The 18,081-nt window shown below is 65.2% G+C and carries 16 protein-coding genes; 5 read left to right on the forward strand and 11 right to left on the reverse strand.

What is annotated here, in order from left to right:
* Window positions 1–168: 168 nt before the first annotated feature.
* From A1351_RS02195 to dusB, 7 genes are all read right to left on the reverse strand, one after another.
* Complete coding sequence (locus tag A1351_RS02195) at window positions 169–1,533, reverse strand: sigma-54 dependent transcriptional regulator (protein ID WP_024879964.1); 1,365 nt, start codon at window positions 1,531–1,533, stop codon at window positions 169–171.
* 12 nt (window positions 1,534–1,545) lie between these two features.
* On the reverse strand, window positions 1,546–3,813 hold the full coding sequence (locus A1351_RS02200; RefSeq protein ID WP_083967026.1) for a PAS domain-containing sensor histidine kinase: 2,268 nt from the start codon (window positions 3,811–3,813) through the stop codon (window positions 1,546–1,548).
* A 240-nt stretch (window positions 3,814–4,053) separates the two neighbouring features.
* Complete coding sequence (locus A1351_RS24320) at window positions 4,054–4,365, reverse strand: hypothetical protein (protein ID WP_157096049.1); 312 nt, start codon at window positions 4,363–4,365, stop codon at window positions 4,054–4,056.
* 101 nt (window positions 4,366–4,466) lie between these two features.
* A complete protein-coding gene (locus A1351_RS02205) occupies window positions 4,467–4,691 on the reverse strand; it encodes a hypothetical protein (RefSeq protein WP_064032033.1) in 225 nt (74 codons plus the stop codon).
* 24 nt (window positions 4,692–4,715) lie between these two features.
* Window positions 4,716–6,194, reverse strand: a complete 1,479-nt coding sequence (gene ntrC, locus A1351_RS02210) for a nitrogen regulation protein NR(I) (RefSeq protein WP_064032034.1) — start codon at window positions 6,192–6,194, stop codon at window positions 4,716–4,718.
* A 25-nt stretch (window positions 6,195–6,219) separates the two neighbouring features.
* Window positions 6,220–7,458 carry a nitrogen regulation protein NR(II) gene (locus A1351_RS02215; RefSeq protein WP_198162198.1) on the reverse strand — a complete coding sequence of 413 codons (1,239 nt, stop codon included), beginning with the start codon at window positions 7,456–7,458 and terminating at the stop codon, window positions 6,220–6,222.
* A gap of 61 nt (window positions 7,459–7,519) precedes the next feature.
* Complete coding sequence (gene dusB / locus A1351_RS02220) at window positions 7,520–8,524, reverse strand: tRNA dihydrouridine synthase DusB (RefSeq protein ID WP_083967028.1); 1,005 nt, start codon at window positions 8,522–8,524, stop codon at window positions 7,520–7,522.
* A 147-nt stretch (window positions 8,525–8,671) separates the two neighbouring features.
* Here dusB and A1351_RS02225 point away from each other — a divergent pair, with 147 nt between their 5' ends.
* Window positions 8,672–9,883, forward strand: a complete 1,212-nt coding sequence (locus tag A1351_RS02225) for a bifunctional 2-C-methyl-D-erythritol 4-phosphate cytidylyltransferase/2-C-methyl-D-erythritol 2,4-cyclodiphosphate synthase (RefSeq protein ID WP_064032036.1) — start codon at window positions 8,672–8,674, stop codon at window positions 9,881–9,883.
* 130 nt (window positions 9,884–10,013) lie between these two features.
* On the forward strand, window positions 10,014–11,819 hold the full coding sequence (locus tag A1351_RS02230; protein ID WP_064032037.1) for a methyl-accepting chemotaxis protein: 1,806 nt from the start codon (window positions 10,014–10,016) through the stop codon (window positions 11,817–11,819).
* A gap of 101 nt (window positions 11,820–11,920) precedes the next feature.
* On the opposite strand, the gene katG is transcribed toward A1351_RS02230, so the two are convergent.
* A complete protein-coding gene (gene katG / locus A1351_RS02235) occupies window positions 11,921–14,098 on the reverse strand; it encodes a catalase/peroxidase HPI (protein WP_064032038.1) in 2,178 nt (725 codons plus the stop codon).
* 190 nt (window positions 14,099–14,288) lie between these two features.
* Between katG and A1351_RS02240 the strand changes: the two genes are divergently transcribed.
* Entirely contained in the window at window positions 14,289–15,200 is a 912-nt protein-coding gene (locus A1351_RS02240) for a hydrogen peroxide-inducible genes activator (RefSeq protein WP_064032039.1), read from the forward strand.
* A gap of 76 nt (window positions 15,201–15,276) precedes the next feature.
* Entirely contained in the window at window positions 15,277–15,777 is a 501-nt protein-coding gene (locus A1351_RS02245) for a CinA family protein (RefSeq protein ID WP_064032040.1), read from the forward strand.
* Here A1351_RS02245 and A1351_RS02250 read toward each other — a convergent pair.
* Window positions 15,762–16,232, reverse strand: a complete 471-nt coding sequence (locus A1351_RS02250) for a type II toxin-antitoxin system RatA family toxin (RefSeq protein WP_024879976.1) — start codon at window positions 16,230–16,232, stop codon at window positions 15,762–15,764. The two genes, A1351_RS02245 and A1351_RS02250, sit on opposite strands and share 16 nt — an antisense overlap.
* Window positions 16,233–16,347: 115 nt before the next feature.
* Here A1351_RS02250 and A1351_RS02255 point away from each other — a divergent pair, with 115 nt between their 5' ends.
* Entirely contained in the window at window positions 16,348–16,752 is a 405-nt protein-coding gene (locus A1351_RS02255; RefSeq protein ID WP_024879977.1) for a DUF488 domain-containing protein, read from the forward strand.
* Here A1351_RS02255 and lipA read toward each other — a convergent pair.
* Together lipA and A1351_RS02265 are read right to left on the reverse strand one after the other, a co-directional pair.
* Entirely contained in the window at window positions 16,679–17,653 is a 975-nt protein-coding gene (lipA, locus tag A1351_RS02260; protein ID WP_064032041.1) for a lipoyl synthase, read from the reverse strand. The two genes, A1351_RS02255 and lipA, sit on opposite strands and share 74 nt — an antisense overlap.
* 7 nt (window positions 17,654–17,660) lie before the next feature.
* Window positions 17,661–17,969: a GlsB/YeaQ/YmgE family stress response membrane protein gene (locus tag A1351_RS02265; protein ID WP_157096050.1), complete on the reverse strand. Its 309-nt coding sequence runs from the start codon at window positions 17,967–17,969 to the stop codon at window positions 17,661–17,663.
* Window positions 17,970–18,081: the final 112 nt, after the last annotated feature.

Consider the following 18,081-nt stretch of genomic DNA (forward strand, 5'->3'; position numbering starts at 1 on the left):
CAATGCGCAAGACGCAACTCCTTCATGCGGCGAAAGGCCTCCACTTACGGTTCTGTAACCCGCTGTTTCGACGAGTTTACGACGAGACGAAACGCATCAACTAGAGCCAAACCGTCGCAGAGCCAATAGGAAATTTTCGCAAGATCTTGTATCGGCGAGATTTGTCGCTCACTCGATGGCGAGCGACTTCAGCTTGCGATGGAGCGCCGATCGCTCCATTCCAATGAATTCCGCGGTTCGCGAAATATTGTTGCTGAAGCGATTGAGCTGGGCGATCAGATATTCTCTCTCGAACACTTCGCGCGCCTCGCGCAGCGGCAGGCTCATCAGCTTCTCGCCGCGCACGCCGGCCGGAGTCGCGGGGACGAGCTGGCCGATCTCGGACGGCAGCATTTCGGCGGAAATCTCCGCCGTGGCGTCGCCGGCGGTCAGAATCATCAGCCGCTCCACATTGTTGCGCAGCTGGCGGATATTGCCCGGCCAATCGTGCAATTGCATCACGGCGAGCGCATCCTCGCTGATTTTGCGGCGCGGCATGCCGGAGGTCGCCGAGACCTGCTCCATGAAATATTCGATGAGTTCTGGGATATCCTCGCGCCGCTCGGCGAGCGAGGGGATGCGAATCGGCACCACGGACAGGCGATGGAAGAGATCCTCGCGCAGAGCGCCCTCCTCTATCGCCGAGGCGAGATCGCGCGCCGATGAGGAGATGATCCGCACATCGACCTCGACGCGCGCCGTTCCGCCGACGCGCTGAAAATTCTGCTCGACGAGGACGCGCAGGATTTTCGACTGGGTGTCCTTCGGCATGTCGGCGATCTCGTCGAGGAAGAGCGTGCCGCCATGGGCCTCCTCCAGCGCGCCGATCTTGCGCGCGCCCTCGCCGCCCTCGCTGCCGAACAGCTCTATTTCCATATTCTCCGGCGTGATCGTCGCCGCATTGATGACGACGAAGGGACCGACGGCGCGTTGCGAGGCCGCATGGATGCAGCGCGCCGCGAGCTCCTTCCCCGAGCCGGGCTGGCCGGTGATGAGCACGCGCGAATTGACCGGCGCGACGCGCGCGATCACCTGCTGCAGCTGATGCGCGGGGAAGGAACTGCCAACGATGCGATCCGAGGCGCCGGCGCGCTGGCGCAGCGCGCTGATCTCGCGGCGCAGATGCGAGGCCTCGAGAGCGCGCTCGGCGACGAGCACGAGACGGTCCGCCTTGAAGGGCTTTTCTATGAAGTCATAGGCTCCGAGCTTTATGGCGCTGACCGCAGTCTCGATATTGCCGTGGCCGGAGATCATCACCACCGGCAGGTCCTTGTGCTGCTTCTGGACGATCTCCAGCACCTGCATGCCGTCGAGGCGCGAACCCTGCAGCCAAATATCGAGGAAAACGAGATGTGGGCGGCGCTGCTCGATCGCGGCCAGCGCGCCGTCGGCGTCCTTGGCGGTGCGCACGCCATGGCCCTCGTCGCCGAGAATGCCGGCGACCAGCTCTCTGATGTCTTCTTCATCGTCGACGATGAGAATGTCGCTGACCATGTTCCTCACCATTCACGAAATCCGCGCCTGCGCCTGCGTTTCCTCGGCCGCCGTCTCGGCGAGCGGAATCAGCAGGCGCACGCAGGCGCCCGTCCCGGAGGGGGCGTCGAGCAATTCGAGTCGGCCGCCATGGTCCTCGATGATCTTGGCGACAATAGGCAGGCCGAGCCCCGTGCCCTCGGCGCGCGTCGTCATATAAGGCTCGAGCAGCCGCTGCCGGTTGAAGGCGGGGAAACCCTTGCCATTGTCGATGACGTCGATCTCGGCCATGCGGTCGCGCACGCCGAGGCTGATGTCGATGCGCTTGGCGGCGAGCGGGGCGGCGTCCTCGCGCGCGTCTATGCCCTCGGCGGCGTTTTTCACTATGTTGGTGAGCGCCTGCGACAGCAGCCTTCGATCGAAGACCGCGAAGACCGGCGCCTCCGGCAGATTGAGCGTCATCTCGACGTCGTTATGCGCGACGCGCGTCAGAAAAAAGGCCTGGCGCATGCAGTCGCAGAGATCGTCGCGCACCGGCCGCGCCTTGGGCATGCGGGCGAAGGAGGCGAATTCGTCGACCATGCGCTTGATGTCGTCGACCTGGCGCACGATCGTGTCGGTGCATTGGTCGAAGACGTCGCGCTCGAAGGTGATGTGCTTGCCGTATTTGCGTTTCAGCCGCTCGGCCGAGAGCTGGATCGGCGTCAGCGGATTTTTGATCTCATGGGCGATTCGCCGCGCCACATCGGCCCAGGCGGAGGTGCGCTGAGCGGTGACGAGATCGGTGATGTCGTCCAGCGTGACGACGAAATGCGCGCCGCCCTTTTGCGTGCTCGCCGAGGTGACGCGGACGGCGAGCGTCAGCTCCTTGACGCCGCGCCTTATGTTGATCTGCGTCTGAATGGCGCGCGGAAACGCTTCGACCGCATCGGCTAGAATGGGCGCGATTTCGGGAAGCGCCTCGGCCGCCCGCGCGCCGATCGCCGCCGCCGCGCCGTCTTTACCGGCCACGCCCTGCCCCGCCCCGCCGACGAGAAGCTCCTCGGCCGAGCGGTTCAGCACATTGATCCGCCCTTCCGCATCGACGCCGATGACGGCGGCCGGCACGCCGGAGAGCACCGCCTCGGTGAAGAGACGGCGCTCCTCATTCTGGTGATTGGCGGCGAGCAGGCGGCTCTGCTGCTGCTCGATCTCGCTGGTCATATTGTTGAAGACGGAGCCGAGCCGCGCGAGATCGCCATGCGAGCGTTCGACATCGACGCGCACGTCGAGATTGCCGGCGGAGACCTGATCGGTGGCGGCGATGAGCGCGCGAATCGGCGCGACCAGCCGATCGACGAAATCGAGCCCGACCCATACCGCCGACAGCAGCATTATGGTGGCGAGCAGCGCATACATGACGGTGAAGGCCCTCTTCACCGCGCCGCGATAGGTCTCGAAAGCGTCATAGGTGGCGATGAGGCTCGCCGCCTGCTCGGGGAATTGCACGCCGAAAGGATCGACCGGACGCGTCACATAGAGGAATGTGTCCGGAAAGCTCGACAGCGGCCGCAGCGCGACGAAGGTGAGCCCATCGTCGATGACGAGGCAGAGCGGCTCGCCCTTGCGCGCATCCTCGAAATCCGAGGCCGGCGGTGCGATGACGATGGCCGAGCCGTCGGCCGTCACATCGACGCGCTCCAATATCTGCCCGTCGGTCTTGACGATCGCCGCCACGGAAAAGCCGAGGAAGCGTGCCCGCGAGACGAAGAATTCATGGAACAGGCCGCGATCGGCGTTGAACATGGCGCGGGCGCGATCGAGATCCGAGGCGGAGAGCTGCGCTTCCTGCAGCAGCGAGCGGCATTGCGTCTCGCGGAACACGCGCGCCGCCTCCGCCGTGCTGTGAACAGACGTCTTCACCATGGCGAGGAATTGCGGGTTCAGCGCGCGCTCGAGCGTCACCGAGCCGACGATGGCGAGAGTGATCGCCGGCGTCAGCGCCAAGGCGGAAAAGAAGGCGAGGATGCGAATATGCAGCCCCGCCGCCGCGGCGCCGCGCCGCCAGGAGCCGATGAGCGTGCCCGCCTTGACGAGCACCAGAGCGACCAGAAGAACCAGCGCGACGGCGTCGGCGAAGAAGAGCGGATAGACGACGTCGCTGGTCGGCGCCACCGGCGCTAGCTCGGCCATGACGAAGAAGGTGGCGAGCGCGCAGGCGACGGCGGCGACCACCGCGATCGGCCCGAACCACAGCCGCCAGGATCGCTTCCTGGGCGCGGCTGGCGGCTCGGGCGCCTGAATGTCTCCCGCCATGGACATGCGCCTGTATAGGTCGTGATAAGGGGCGAAGCAATCTGGCCCGGCGCTCACTCCGCCTTGCCTCGTCGTCGTGAATCGGTCTCGTCCCCGATCGTCGACGAGGGGTAGCGTGACGCAGAGGCGTTGCATGTTGTGGCGGAGTTCTCGTGACAGCAATTACTGGGTCACCGCATAGCTCTTCCCATAAGGAAAGGTCCTGGCATCGCTAGGCCGACAACAGATTAAAGGCGCGGTGTAGCATTATTTTTCTTGGACAAGATCGACAGATTCTGCGCAAATAGCGATGCATCCTTCTACAAGATATAAATAAAAAGGAGAATCGCTACTCGCTTGCGCAAAATAATTAATATTTCCAGCCCATGAGTTTTTATTTATGCTATACAGATTTAGCAAACCGGTGATCGAACTTACTCCGCCAAGTGTTATTCTTGCTGGAATCCTGCTATTATTTATAGCATCATGGTAGTATTCAATATAAATAACAACAGTCGACGACATAATGTCGATTTCGATTTTTTTTAAAAGTGCATCATGTAACTCAATCGCCTCCATGGCCTTCTCCGACCCAGATCATTACTCTCTGTGTAGCAGAACTCTTTCAGCGAGCGCAGCGTCGATCTGCTGCGCCGCCCGAGCAGTATAGCGGAGCCGCATCACTCATATTTGGCCCAAATGGCGCGGATCGTCTCGTCGGCGGCGAATTCTCCACGCTCGACCTCCGCCAGCGCCTCCGCCAAATCGCTCTCTTCGTCCGACGTCAGCGCGACGCATTGCGTCTCGCCGTCGGCGATCTCGAGGAGAAGTCGCGCGAGATCATCCTGCACCGGGTCGGGCAGCTTCCGAATGGTTTCGAAAGCCTGTTCCAGCAACCGAGTCATGTGCGAAGCTCCTCAAGCACGATCCTACCGAGGCGAGCGCATCAGGCGGATGTCGAGGTCGTTGACCTTCTTGCGCAGCGTGTTGCGGTTGAGGCCCAGAAGCTCCGCCGCCTTGATCTGATTGCCCCGCGTCGCGGCGAGCGCGGCGGAGATCAGCGGCACCTCTATCTCGCGAATCACGCGGTGATAGAGGCCCGGCGGCGGCAGGCGATCGCCGTGGTCGCGGAACAGCTTGGCGAGATGCTGCTCGACCGAGGTGGAGAGCGTCAAATCCTTATCGGAGGGCATATCCGCCAGAATGGACGTCGCCGGCTGCAGCCGATCGCCGGGCGAGGCCTGACGCATCTCGTGCTCGAGCTCGAGCTCTACCACCGCCTCGGTGATGACCTCCTGCGGATGCAGGGCGGCGAGTCGGCGAATGAGATTCTCCAGCTCGCGGATGTTGCCCGGCCAGCGATAGCGCTTCATGCGGTCGAGCGCCGCCTGCTCGATGTATTTCTGCGGAAGGCCCTCGCTCGCCGCCACCTTGAAGAAGTGATGGACGAGGTCGGCGATATCCTCCGAGCGCTCGCGTAGCGGCGGCAGGCGCAGCGGCACGACGTTGAGGCGGAAATAGAGGTCCTCGCGGAACAGGCCCTGCTGAATCAGCGCGCGCAGATCCTTATTGGTGGCGGCGATGATGCGGACATTGGTCTTGATCGGCGTGCGGCCGCCGACGGTCGTATATTCGCCCTGCTGCAGCACGCGCAAAAGCCGCGTCTGCGCCTCCATCGGCATGTCGCCGATCTCGTCCAGGAACAGCGTTCCCCCTTCGGCCTGCTCGAAACGGCCGATAGAGCGCTGATTGGCGCCGGTGAAGGAGCCCTTCTCATGGCCGAACAGCTCGCTCTCGATGAGGTCGCGCGGGATGGCGGCCATGTTGATGGCGACGAAGGGACCTTTCTTGCGCTTGCCATAGTCGTGCAGCGCGCGGGCGACCAGCTCCTTGCCGGTGCCAGACTCGCCGTTGATCATGACGGTGAGATCGGTCTGCATCAGCCGCGCCAGCGAGCGATAAATCTCCTGCATCGCCTGCGAGCGGCCGACGAGGGGCATGCCCTCCATATCGTCCGGGCCGTCGATCTCGTTCTTCTTGCGCGGCTCGGCCATGGCGCGGCCGACGATGCCGACCAGCTCCTTCAGATCGAAGGGCTTGGGCAGATAATCATAAGCGCCGCGCTCGGAGGCGCGGATCGCGGTCATGAAAGTGTTCTGCGCGCTCATCACGATGATGGGCAGATCGGGGCGCAGCTTCTTTATGCGCGGCAGCAGCTCGAAAGCGTTTTCGTCCGGCATCACCACATCGGTGACGACGAGATCGCCCTCGCCCGATTGCACCCAGCGCCACAAGGTCGCGGCCGTTCCGGTGGTGCGCACCTCATAGCCGGCGCGTGAGAGCGCCTGCGCCACCACAGTTCTGATCGCGGCGTCGTCGTCGGCGACCAGAATCTCGCCGTGGGTCATCGGATTTTTCTCCAGCAGATCGTTCTCACGAGCGGCGCTCTCTCGGCGCAGGCTCTGTTCCCTCGGCGGCAGAATGTTGTCGTCTGGCTCGTCGCTCGTCCGCTCGCTTCTCCTCCTCCTTGTTGCGATACATCGGCATCAAAATACGGAAAGTAGTACGCCTCGGGTGAGATTCGCATTCGACGATGCCGCCGTGGTCATTGACGATCTTAGCCACCAGTGCAAGTCCGAGGCCAGTTCCAGAAGTCTTCGTGGTGATGAAGGGATCGAACAAATGTGCGGCTATGTCCTCGGGCACGCCGCGGCCATTGTCGCGCACGCAGAACTCCAGCGGCAGCCCCACCGGGCGCTTGTCGCCGGCGGTGCGCAGGCTGACCCCCGGGCGGAAGGCGGTGGAAAGCTCGATCTCGCCGTCTATGGAGTCGCCGATCGCCTCCGCCGCATTCTTGACCAGATTGAGAAAGACCTGGACCAGCTGGTCGCGATTGGCGGCGACCGGCGGCAGCGACGGGTCGTAATTCTCGATGAAGCGAATGTGGCGGGCGAAGCCGCTGCGGGCGACGCGCTTCACATGGTCCAGCACCACGTGAATATTGACCTTCTCGCGCTCCGGCGGCCGCGAGTCGGAGAACACCTCCATGCGGTCGACGAGGCGGACGATGCGGTCGGTCTCCTCGCAGATCAGCCGCGTCAGCGCCCGATCGGCGTCTCCCACAGAGCTTTCCAGCAGTTGCGCGGCGCCGCGAATGCCCGACAGCGGGTTCTTGATCTCATGCGCGAGCATCGCCGCGAGCCCAGAAACCGTGCGCGCCGCCCCCCTATGGGTCAGCTGCCTGTCTATTTTATCGGCAATTGTGCGCTCTTGCAGCACCACGAGAACGCCGCCGTCGCTGTCCGGCAGCGGCGCGCAATGCACATCGACGCGTCTTTCGCCCTCCGCTCCGGGCCGGCCGAGGTCGATGCGATATTCATTGATCGCAGAGCCGCGCTCGCGCACCTGCTCGATAAGGGCGATCAAGGGCGAGCCGAAGGGCACGAGACGGCTCAGCTCCTGGCCGATGAGGATCGGCTTGCCGATCTCGAAGAACGACTCCGCCGCGGCGTTGGCGTCGACGATCACCCCATCCGGCCGGATCGCCAGGATCACATTGGGCAAAGCTTCGAGAATGCAGGCGCGATTATTTTCGGCGATCACGCGCAGCCGCGCGCCGACGGGCGTCGTGAGCGCGTTCTTGCGCCGGTGCGGGTTGGATTCGGCGGTCATCTCGACACCTCGGAACTCCTCTGGCGCGGAGCGCGCGCCGATCCTGTACGGGACATACGCGTCAGCAATATGCCGGAGCCGGCTCCCCTCGCGCCGGCTCGAGCGAGAACAAAAGGCGAAGAAGCCCGCGAACCTCCTCGGCCGAGGAAGAGGCGAGCATCGCCCGTCGGAGACCGGCGCGCGCCTCGGCGTCTCCCTCCGCCTGCTCGGCATAGGCGGAGAGATGCTTGCGCGCATGGCGCAGGCCCAAATTCGCGCCCATGGCGGTCAGCAGACCGTCCAAATGCTCGAGCGCGGCCTCCATCCGCGCCGTGGCGGAGGGCTCCGCGCGACGGCGCCCGGTGGCGAGAAAATGAGCGATATCGCCGACGAGCCAGGGCCGCCCCATCGCCGCGCGACCGACCATCACCGCATCGGCGCCGGAGGCCGCGAGCATTGCGGCGGCGTCCTGCGGGGAGGCGCAATCGCCATTGGCCACGACCGGAATTTTTATAGCGGACTTGACCGCGGCGATCGCTCGCCAATCCGCCCTGCCCTCATAGAATTGCGCGCGGGTGCGGCCATGCACCGTCACCATGACGGCGCCCTCGGCCTCGACCAGACGCGCCAGCTCGGCGGCGTTGCGGTTGGCATCGTCCCAGCCGAGCCGCATTTTGACGCTCACCGGAACCGAGACCGCGCCCACAGCGGCGCGGACCAGCTCGGCGGCGAGCGCCGGCTCGCGCATCAGCGCTGCGCCGGCGAGGCCGCCGGTCACGCGCTTGCAGGGACAGCCCATGTTGATGTCGATCAGCCTCGCTCCCGCGGCCTCGGCCTGGCGCGCCGTCTCGGCTATGCCCGCCGGATCGCGCGCCGCGATCTGCACGATATGGGCGTCTATGCCGGAGCCCTCCAGCCGCTGGCGGGCCTCGACGTCGCCGCGCGCCAGCGCGCTCGCGCCGACCATCTCGCCGACCGCCGCGGAGGCGCCGAAACGCAATGCGATCCGCCGCATGGCGAGATCGGTCACGCCGGCCATAGGCGCCAGAAAGGCGCGCCCCGTAAGATGAAGCGAACCGATGCGCAAAGGCGTGGCCCCTATAGTCTCGCCTATAAATTCATCAGTTGTCATCGTGCCTACACTATATGCAGATGGCCATACGTACGCAATGCGTACATCCCCGAGAATAGTGAAAATTGACGCGAAGCCGAAAAAGCGGGAGAGGAACCTCCTATGAGCTCATCCTCGACCATTGCGATCCTCACCGTCGCCGGCGGCCGCGGCGTGCGGGCGGGCGACGGCCTTCCGAAACAATATCGTGCGCTTCTCGGCAAGTCTCTTCTGGCGCGCACGCTCGAAGCGATGCACCGGGCTGCGCCGCAGGCTTCGCTTCTCGTCGCCATCCATGCCGACGACGCGGAGCTCTACGCGCGCGGCGTCGCCGAGCTTTCGGATAGCGCGCGCGCGCAGCTGCTGGAGCCGGCGATCGGCGGCGCGACGCGCCAGCAGAGCGTGCGCAATGGGCTGGAGGCGCTGGCGGCACTCTCTCCCGCCCCGGAGATCGTGCTGATCCAGGACGCAGCGCGTCCCTTCGCCGATCCTGCTCTCGTGGCCAGGGCGACGGAGGCGGCGCGCGCCCATGGCGCGGCCGTGCCGGGCCTGCCGCTCGCCGATACGGTGAAGCAGATCGACGCCGAGGGCGTGGTGATCGCCACTCCCGACCGCGCGAGCCTGCGCTTCGTGCAGACGCCGCAGTCTTTCGCCTTTCCGCTGATTCTCGCGGCGCATCGTAAGGTCGCGAGCGGCGGCGCCGAGCTCACCGACGACGGCATGGTCGCCGAGGCCGCCGGCCATAAGGTCCATGTGTTTCCGGGCGACGCCGCTAATTTCAAGCTCACCACGCCGGAGGATTTCTTGCGCGCGCAAAACGCTCTGCTGGGCGACCTCTCCGACATTCGCACCGGCCAGGGCTATGACGTCCACGCTTTCGGCGAGGGCGACAAGGTCTGGCTCGGCGGCGTTCCTGTGCCGCACAGCCACGGCCTCGCCGGCCATTCCGACGCCGATGTGCTCGCCCACGCGATCACCGACGCGCTGCTCGGCGCGCTGGCCGATGGCGACATCGGCAAGCATTTCCCGCCCTCGGACCAGCAATGGAGAGGCGCGCCCTCCTCCATCTTCCTGGCTTTCGCGGCCAAGCGCGTGCGCGAGCGTGGCGGGATCATCTCCCATGTCGACGCGACCATAGTCTGCGAGGCGCCCAAGATTGGACCGCACCGCGACGCCATTCGCGAGAGCCTCGCCAAGATCATGGAGGTCGACATCGGCCGCGTGGCGGTGAAGGCCACGACCTCGGAGCGCCTCGGCTTCACTGGCCGGCAGGAGGGCATGGCGGCGCTGGCGCTGGCGACGGTGCGGCTGCCTGCGATTGAGTCCGAGCGTTGAGAGCCATTTCTAGAAAACCGTCACAGAACCGTCATATAAAATAACGACGTATCGATCTCGGAGTTAGCTGTTTCGAAACGGGAGCTCGGGCATTGTGCCGCGTCTTTCCTCCACGCGGCTTGTCGAACAGATGAAATCGAGCATCGCACGCAAGCTCGGCGGCGTCATCACGCTGCTCGGCGCTCTCGCTTTATGCCTCTCCCTCTTCGCCTTCTGGCAATCGCGTCTCCACGCGCGACAGGCGAATGCGATCGAGGCGGATTATGCCTATGTCCTCGAGGTGCGTGGGCTCGCGCAATCCGTGCAGCATGTGGCGATCCTCGCCAATGCGGTCTTCTCCTCGGACGACAAGAGCGAGGTGCAGAAGAAGCTGGGGGTTCTGCGTCGGGCGCTCGATGATCTCGGTCAGTCGGCCGACGCTCTCGCCTCCCGCGCCGGCGGCCGGATGTCGGAGCAGCAGAAGACGAAGCTCTCCCTCGCCATACGAGAATTCATCGCCTATCAGAACGACACGATCGAGCTCGGACTGACGATCTCGCCAAAGGCCGCGCTGGTCCAGGCGAATGACGAGGCGACGATCGCCAATCGCGGCCAGATGATCGCAGAAATGGACGCCTTCGTCGGCGACACGCTCGGGCGCCTCTCGGCCAATCGCCGAGCGGAAGAAGAGCGCCGGCCCCGGGACGAAGCGTTGACGCTGGCCGTCCCGGCCACCGCCACCGCGCTCGCCATAATCGTCGCTTTCTGGATCGTCGCGACACAGATTCGCGCGCCGCTGGAAACGATCGCTCTGGCTCTGAAGCGTGCGGCGGAAGACGATTTCGACGAGAACATCCCTTTCGTCGATCAGCGCGACGAGATCGGCGACATGGCGCGGGCGCTCCGCGCTTTCGAGGCGGCCGCGCAAGAGAAGCGGCGTCTCGAGCGCGAGGCCGAGTCCCAGCGCCGCTTGACGGCCGAGCTGCGCGAGACCGGCGACGGCGAACGCCGTCGCGCCGCCGACGAGCAGGCGGCGGTGGTCGCCGCTCTCGCGCATGGGCTCGAGCGGCTCTCCGGCGGCGACTTCACCTCGAGGCTCGACACGCCCTTCGCGCCGCAATACGAGTCGCTTCGCGCCGATTTCAATCAGGCCGTCGAGAAGCTGAGGCGCGCCATGATCGCCGTGGCGAAGAATTCCCAGGCTGTTCTCGAGCGGACGACGGAAGGGGCGCGCGTCGCCGACAGCCTCGCCGAGCGCAGTGAGCAGCAGGCGCTCGAGCTCGCCAAGGCGGCCGTGGATCTCGGCGCCTCGACCTCCGCGATCGAGCGCACTGCGGACACGACAGCCGAGGTTCGCGAATTCGTCAACCGCGCCAGCGAGGCCGCGCGGCGCGGCGGCGAGGTCCTTCGCGACACGATCGCGGCGATGAGCGCGATCGAGGATTCATCCGGCCAGATCGGCCGGATCGTCGATCTCATCGACGAAATCGCCTTTCAGACCAATCTTCTCGCGCTCAACGCCGGCATCGAGGCGGCGCGCAGCGGCGAGGCTGGCCGCGGCTTCGCTGTGGTCGCCTCCGAAGTGCGCGCGCTGGCGCAACGCGCGCTCGAAGCGGCCAAGGAAATCGGGGCGCTCGTCGAAACCGCGCAACGGCAGGTCGAGATCGGCGTCGGTCTCGTGAGCGAGACGAGCCGCACATTGAGCGAGGTCGTCCAGCTCACATCCTCGACCGATGCGCTCGTCGCCAATGTCGCGGCCGCGGCGAAAGAACAATCCGCCAGCCTCGGCGAAATATGCATCACCGTCGGCAAAATCGACAAAGCGACGCGGGAAAACGCGGCGATCGCAGCCCGCTCTTCCGGCGCGAGCGCCGATCTCGCCGAGCGGACGCGCGAATTGATCGATCAGGTCGCGCGGCTGCGCGTCGTCGCGCACGCCGAGGCGCGTGCGGCCTGAGGCGCGCCGCTATTTCGAAAGGAAAACAGGGAATTATGTCAATAGCCGAGCGTCGCATGGGGCTCTCTCCCCACGCCATGCGCGGGGAGAGATACGACGCGTCAAGACTTGTGCAAGTCGAAGCGGTCCAGATTCATCACCTTGACCCATGCGGCGACGAAGTCGCGCACGAACTTCTCTTTCGCATCGTCAGAGGCGTAGACTTCCGCGACGGCGCGCAGCTCTGAATTGGAGCCGAAGATCAGATCGACGGCGCTCGCCGTCCATTTGAGCTCGCCGCTCTTGCGGTCGCGGCCTTCGTAGACGCCTTCCGTCTCGGCCGACTTTTTCCATTGCGTGGACATGTCGAGCAGATTGACGAAAAACTCGTTGCTCAGCACGCCCGGCCGCGAGGTGAAGACGCCGACCCGCGAATTCCCCTCATTTGCGCCGAGGACCCGCATTCCGCCGACGAGAACGGCGGTCTCGGGGACGGTGAGCTCCAGCAGGCTCGCGCGATCGACCAAGGCCTCGGCCGGCGATTTCTCGCCGCCTTTGGCGAAGTAGTTGCGGAAGCCGTCGGCCTTCGGCTCGAGAACCGAGAAGGATTCGACATCCGTCTGCGCCTGCGTCGCGTCCGCGCGCCCTGTCGAGACCGGAACCTCGATCGTGACGCCGGCCTTTTTGGCGGCGTCCTCGATCGCGGCGCCGCCGCCGAGCACGATGAGATCGGCGATCGACACGCGCTTGCCGTCGGCGCGGCCCTTGTCGAAGCCGGCCTTCACCTCCTCCAGCGTCTTCACGACCTTCGCCAGCTCGGCGGGGTCGTTGACGGCCCAATCTTTTTCCGGCGCGAGGCGAATGCGCGCGCCATTGGCGCCGCCGCGCTTATCCGTGCCGCGGAACGAAGCCGCCGAGGCCCAAGCCGTGCGGATCAGCTCGGCGTCGGTGAGGCCCGAAGCGAGGATTTTCGACTTCAATCCGGCGATATCCGCGGCCTCGATCGGCTTGTAGTCGATCGCGGGAACGGGATCCTGCCAGATCAGCTCGTCCTTCGGAACCAACGCGCCGAGATAGCGCGCGCGCGGCCCCATATCCCTGTGCGTCAGCTTGAACCAAGCCTTGGCGAAAGCCAGCTTGAACGCATTCGGATCGTCATGGAAGCGCTTGGCGATCTTGGCGTATTCGGGGTCGAATTTCAGCGCCAGATCGGTTGTGAACATCATCAGAGGATGCGCCTTGCCGGGCTCGTGCGCATCGGGGACGATGTCGTCGGCATCCTTGGGCTTCCACTGCGTCGCGCCGGCCGGGCTCTTGGTCTTGACCCACTCATGGCCGAAGAGATTGTCCAAATATTGCGTGGTGAAGGAGACCGGATCGACCGACCAGGCGCCTTCCAGCCCGCTGGTGATCGTATCCGCGCCCTTGCCGGAGCCGCAACGATTGGCCCAGCCGAGGCCTTGCGCCTCGATCTTCTCTCCCGCCGGCGCCGGGCCGACGCATTTGGCCGGCGATTTGGCGCCATGCGCCTTGCCAAAAGTGTGGCCGCCGGCGATCAGCGCGACAGTCTCCTCGTCGTTCATCGCCATGCGGCCGAAGGCTTCTCTTATGTCCTTGGCCGCGGCGAGCGGGTCCGGCACGCCATTCGGCCCCTCGGGATTGACATAGATCAGGCCCATTTGGACGGCGCCCAAGGGCTTTGCGAGCGCGCCGCTCTTGTCGCGATTATTGCCCATGAATTTGGGCGCCCCCCAATAGACGAGATCGGGCTCCCAATCATCGCTGCGGCCGCCGCCGAAGCCGAAGGTCGCAAAGCCCATCTTCTCCATGGCGACATTGCCGGTCAGCACCATGAGATCGCCCCAGGAGAGCTTCTGGCCGTATTTCTTCTTCACCGGCCACAGCAGCCGACGCGCCTTGTCGAGATTGGCGTTGTCCGGCCAGCTGTTGAGCGGCTCGAAGCGCTGCTGCGCCCCGCTCGCGCCGCCGCGGCCGTCGTGGATGCGATAGGTTCCCGCGCCGTGCCAGGCCATGCGGATGAAGAATGGGCCGTAATTGCCATAGTCGGCCGGCCACCAGTCCTGCGACGTCGTCAAGACCGCCTCAATGTCCTTCTTCACCGCGGCGAGATCGAGCGTCTGAAACGACTTCGCATAGTCGAAATCCTTGCCCAGCGGGTTCGATTCCGCGGCGTTGCGGCGCAAGGGCGAGAGATCGAGCTGGTCCGGCCACCAGAATTGATTGGAATGTGGCGCGCCCTCGGCCGAGGCGGCCAGCGTCGCGCCGACGACGATCGCCATCGCCGCGGCGGTCGTCCGCAGAAATCGCCGTAAGTCAGCGTGAGAACGTGACTTTCCAGCGCTCGTCACCATCTTTTCCGTTGCATTCGGCATTGCTTTCCTCCTCGTCGACGCCCCCGCTGAGCTTGCTATAAGACGCGAAATCGATTAGGTAAAATTCGAAATTCTTCGTCATCGATCAGGAAAACTGATGATCACGACCAAGCAGCTCCGCTATTTCGAGGCCCTCGCCCGCACCGAGCATTTCGGCAAAGCGGCCGATCTCTGCGCCGTGACGCAGCCGGCGCTCTCCATGCAGATCAAGGAGCTGGAGGTCGAGCTCGGCACGCAATTGGTCGAGCGGCGCGGCAAGCTGGTCATATTGACCGCTGCGGGCGGGGAGATCGCCAAGGTCGCCCGCCGAATCCTCGCCGATATTTCGGAGCTGGAGACGATGGCGGATCAGAATTTCTGTCCGCTTCGCCTCGGCGTCATCCCGACCGTCGCGCCCTATATTCTGCCGACCTTGTTCGACGCGCTCGGCGGCGGCGCGACGGATCTGCGACCTCTGCATATTCGCGAGGCGCAGACCGCCACATTGCTGGCCGAGTTGGACGACGGCCTTCTGGACCTCGTCATGCTGGCGACGCCCGTCGATCCAGAACTCGACTCCATGCCGCTCTTCGAGGATCGTTTCTTTCTCGTCGCTCCTTTGAACGGATTGCCGGAGGAAGCCGGCTCCGTCAGCGCGGAAACGCTGAAAGCGCAAAGGCTTTTGCTGCTCGAGGACGGCCATTGCCTGCGCGATCAGGCGCTCAGCTATTGCGAGAGCCGCAATGTGCTGAACATCGACACTTTCGGCATGACCAATCTGACGACGCTGGTTCAGATGGTCTCGGCGGGCATGGGCTGCACGCTGCTCCCGGAGATGAGCCTGCCGATCGAAACGGCGAGAGGAAGCGTCCGCGTGCTGCGGATCGAGCAGCCGGAGCCGCGCCGGATCATCGGGCTCGTCTGGCGCAGATCCTCGCGCCGCGGCGACGAGTTTCGCGCCCTCGGCCGCATGATCGTGGCCTCGCGAAACGCGGCGCTCGAGGGCGCAGCGGCTCTGTCGGAGACCTAGCCTGTCGGCTCGACGGCGGAGTCCGATCCGGCCTATCTATGGGCTGGACGCCTCATCACACCGAGCGAGCCTGCTCATGGCCGCCCCCGATCTCTCTCGCCTCGCCGAGCGCCTCCTCGATCTCTGCCGCGCGCAGTCTCTGCGCCTCGCGACCGCCGAATCCTGCACCGGCGGGCTCGTCGCCGGGGCGATCACCGATATCGCCGGCTCCTCGGACGCCTTCGATCGCGGCTTCGTCACCTATTCCAACGCGGCCAAGGAGGAGATGCTCGGCGTCCCGCACGAGATTCTCGAGCGCTATGGCGCCGTCAGCGCCGAGACGGCGCGGGCCATGGCGAGCGGCGCGGTGGAGCGCTCCTTCGCCGATATCGCCGTCTCGATCACCGGCATAGCCGGCCCGGGCGGCGGCAGCGCGGAGAAGCCCGTGGGCCTCGTCCATTTCGCCTGCCTGCGCAAGGGCTTTGGGGTGGAGCATATCGAGCGCCGCTTCGGCCCCGAGACGCGCGAGGCGATAAGGGAAGCCTCGGTCGCCCAAGCGCTGGAGCTGATGATCGCTGCCGCTCAGCGGCGGCCGTAGACCTCGCCGGCGCGCTTGACGAAAGCGTCCGAATATTTGTGGAAGGCGGAGTCGAACATCGCCCCCATCACCAGCCCCAGCGTGCGGCTGCGGAACTCGTAATTAATGTAGAAATCGACGACCGAGCGCGCGCCGCCCTCCGGCCCGCCCGGCTCGTCGGTGAAGGTCCAGCGGTTCTCGAGCTTCTTGAACGGGCCGTCGACATATTCGACGAGGATCTCGCGCTTGTTCGGGTCACAGGTCACGCGACTGGTGAAGCGCTCGCACACCGCCTTGAAGCCCACCTGCATCTCCGCGAGGATGACCTCCACCCCCTCCTCCGTCGTGCTGCGGCGGCGCACGCGCAGCGCCTCGCAGAGCGGCACGAATTTCGGATAGGATTCGACATCCCTGACCAGGGCGAACATGTCGTCGGCGCGGAAATTCACGCGGCGGCGGTTGCGGAAGCTCTTCATGGGCGAAGCTATTACCACTATTGCAGAAGGCGCGAAAACGGCCTTTTCGTCCGCGCGACGCGAGCGCCTCGCGCCCTATGTCGCTCCCCAGGGGGCTTCGACCCTGAGGAAAAGCATGTTCAAGATCAAGCGCGCCTATGAGCCGGCGAGCGCTGCGGACGGCAAGCGCATCCTCGTCGACCGCCTGTGGCCGCGCGGACTCTCGAAAGCGAAGGCCGCGCTCGACGAATGGGATCGACTCGTCGCGCCGAGCGACGCTCTGCGCCGCTGGTACGCCCATGCGCCGCAGCGCTGGCGGGAGTTCAAGACCCGCTACGCCAGCGAGCTGCGCGAGACCTGCCCGCAGGAGCTGAAACGTCTGCGTGCGCTCGGACGGGGCCACGTCGTGACGCTTCTCTTCGCCTCCCGCGCGCCGGAGATGAACAACGCCGCCGCGCTGAAGGAGATCATCGAGACGCGGCGAGCCTCTTCTCTCGCAGCCGCTCGAAATCCGCGCCCGCATGGTGCGAGGAGCGGGTGAGCGGCGAAGCCGAAACCATCGAGAAGCCTTTGGCGTAGGCGATCGTCGTGAAAGCCTCGAATTCCTGCGGCGTCACGAAGCGAACGACCTCGTGATGCTTGCGGGTCGGCTGCAGATATTGGCCGATGGTGAGGAAGTCCACATCGGCCACGCGCAGATCGTCCATCACCTGGAGGATCTCGTTGCGTCCTTCGCCGAGCCCGACCATCAGTCCGGATTTGGTGAAGATCGTGGGATCGAGCTCCTTGACCCGCTGCAGCAGCCGAAGCGAATGGAAATAACGAGCGCCCGGCCGCACCGTCACATAGAGCGACGGCACAGTCTCGAGATTATGGTTGAACACATCCGGCCGCGCCGCGACGATTTTTTCGAGCGCGCCCTCCTTGCGGAGAAAGTCCGGCGTCAGCACCTCGATCGTCGTTGTCGGACAGGCGGCGCGTATCGCGAGGATCGTCTGCGCGATATGCCCCGCCCCGCCGTCCTCGAGATCGTCGCGGTCGACCGACGTGACCACCACATGGGAGAGGCCGAGCTTGGCGGTCGCCTCCGCCACCCGCTCCGGCTCGGTGGGATCGAGCGCGGACGGCAGGCCGGTCGCGACATTGCAGAAGGCGCAGGCGCGCGTGCAGACCGACCCCATGACGAGGAAGGTCGCGTGCTTTTTCTCCCAGCACTCGCCGATATTCGGGCAGGAGGCCTCCTGGCAGACGGTGGAGAGTCCGCCGCCGCGCAGGATCGCCCCGGTCTCGCGCCAGGCCGCCGAGCCCGGCGCCTTGACCCTGATCCACTCCGGCTTGCGCGCGAGCGGCGTATCCGGCCGATGCGCTTTTTCCGGATGGCGGACGGCGGCCGCTTCACGCTTGCGCGGGTCGTCGTTGAGAAGATCGAGAAGGACGGTCATGGCTTGCCTAATGTCTCGGCCTTTGGTCCGGCCGGAGGGGAGTTCCGCCGTCGACTCGCGCCCAGAGCGAGACGCTGATTATGGACCCGAGCAGGCCGGCGAGGAAATGGCCGAGCGAGGCATCGAGAGCGAGCCCGCAGAACTCGGCGAATTGCGCTCCGAGCCACGCGCCGACGACGCCGATCGCCATATCGGCGAAGAGCTGATCGGAGCTGCGCAGCAGGGCGCCGACGAGCCAGCCGCCGAGCGCGCCGATGACGACGAGGGGCAGAAAGCCCGCGTCGAGCCTTCCGAGAAAAGCGATCGCAGCGTCCATTTCCGCCATCCCGATCGACCGGGCGCCGCATCACGCGGTCCCTGTTCCAAGATAGGAGCCTCGCGCCCCGACAAGAAGAGGCGCGGCGTCGCAGGCTGCGGCCAGATCGCCC

Source organism: Methylosinus sp. R-45379, assembly GCF_001644125.1.
Lineage (GTDB): Bacteria > Pseudomonadota > Alphaproteobacteria > Rhizobiales > Beijerinckiaceae > Methylosinus.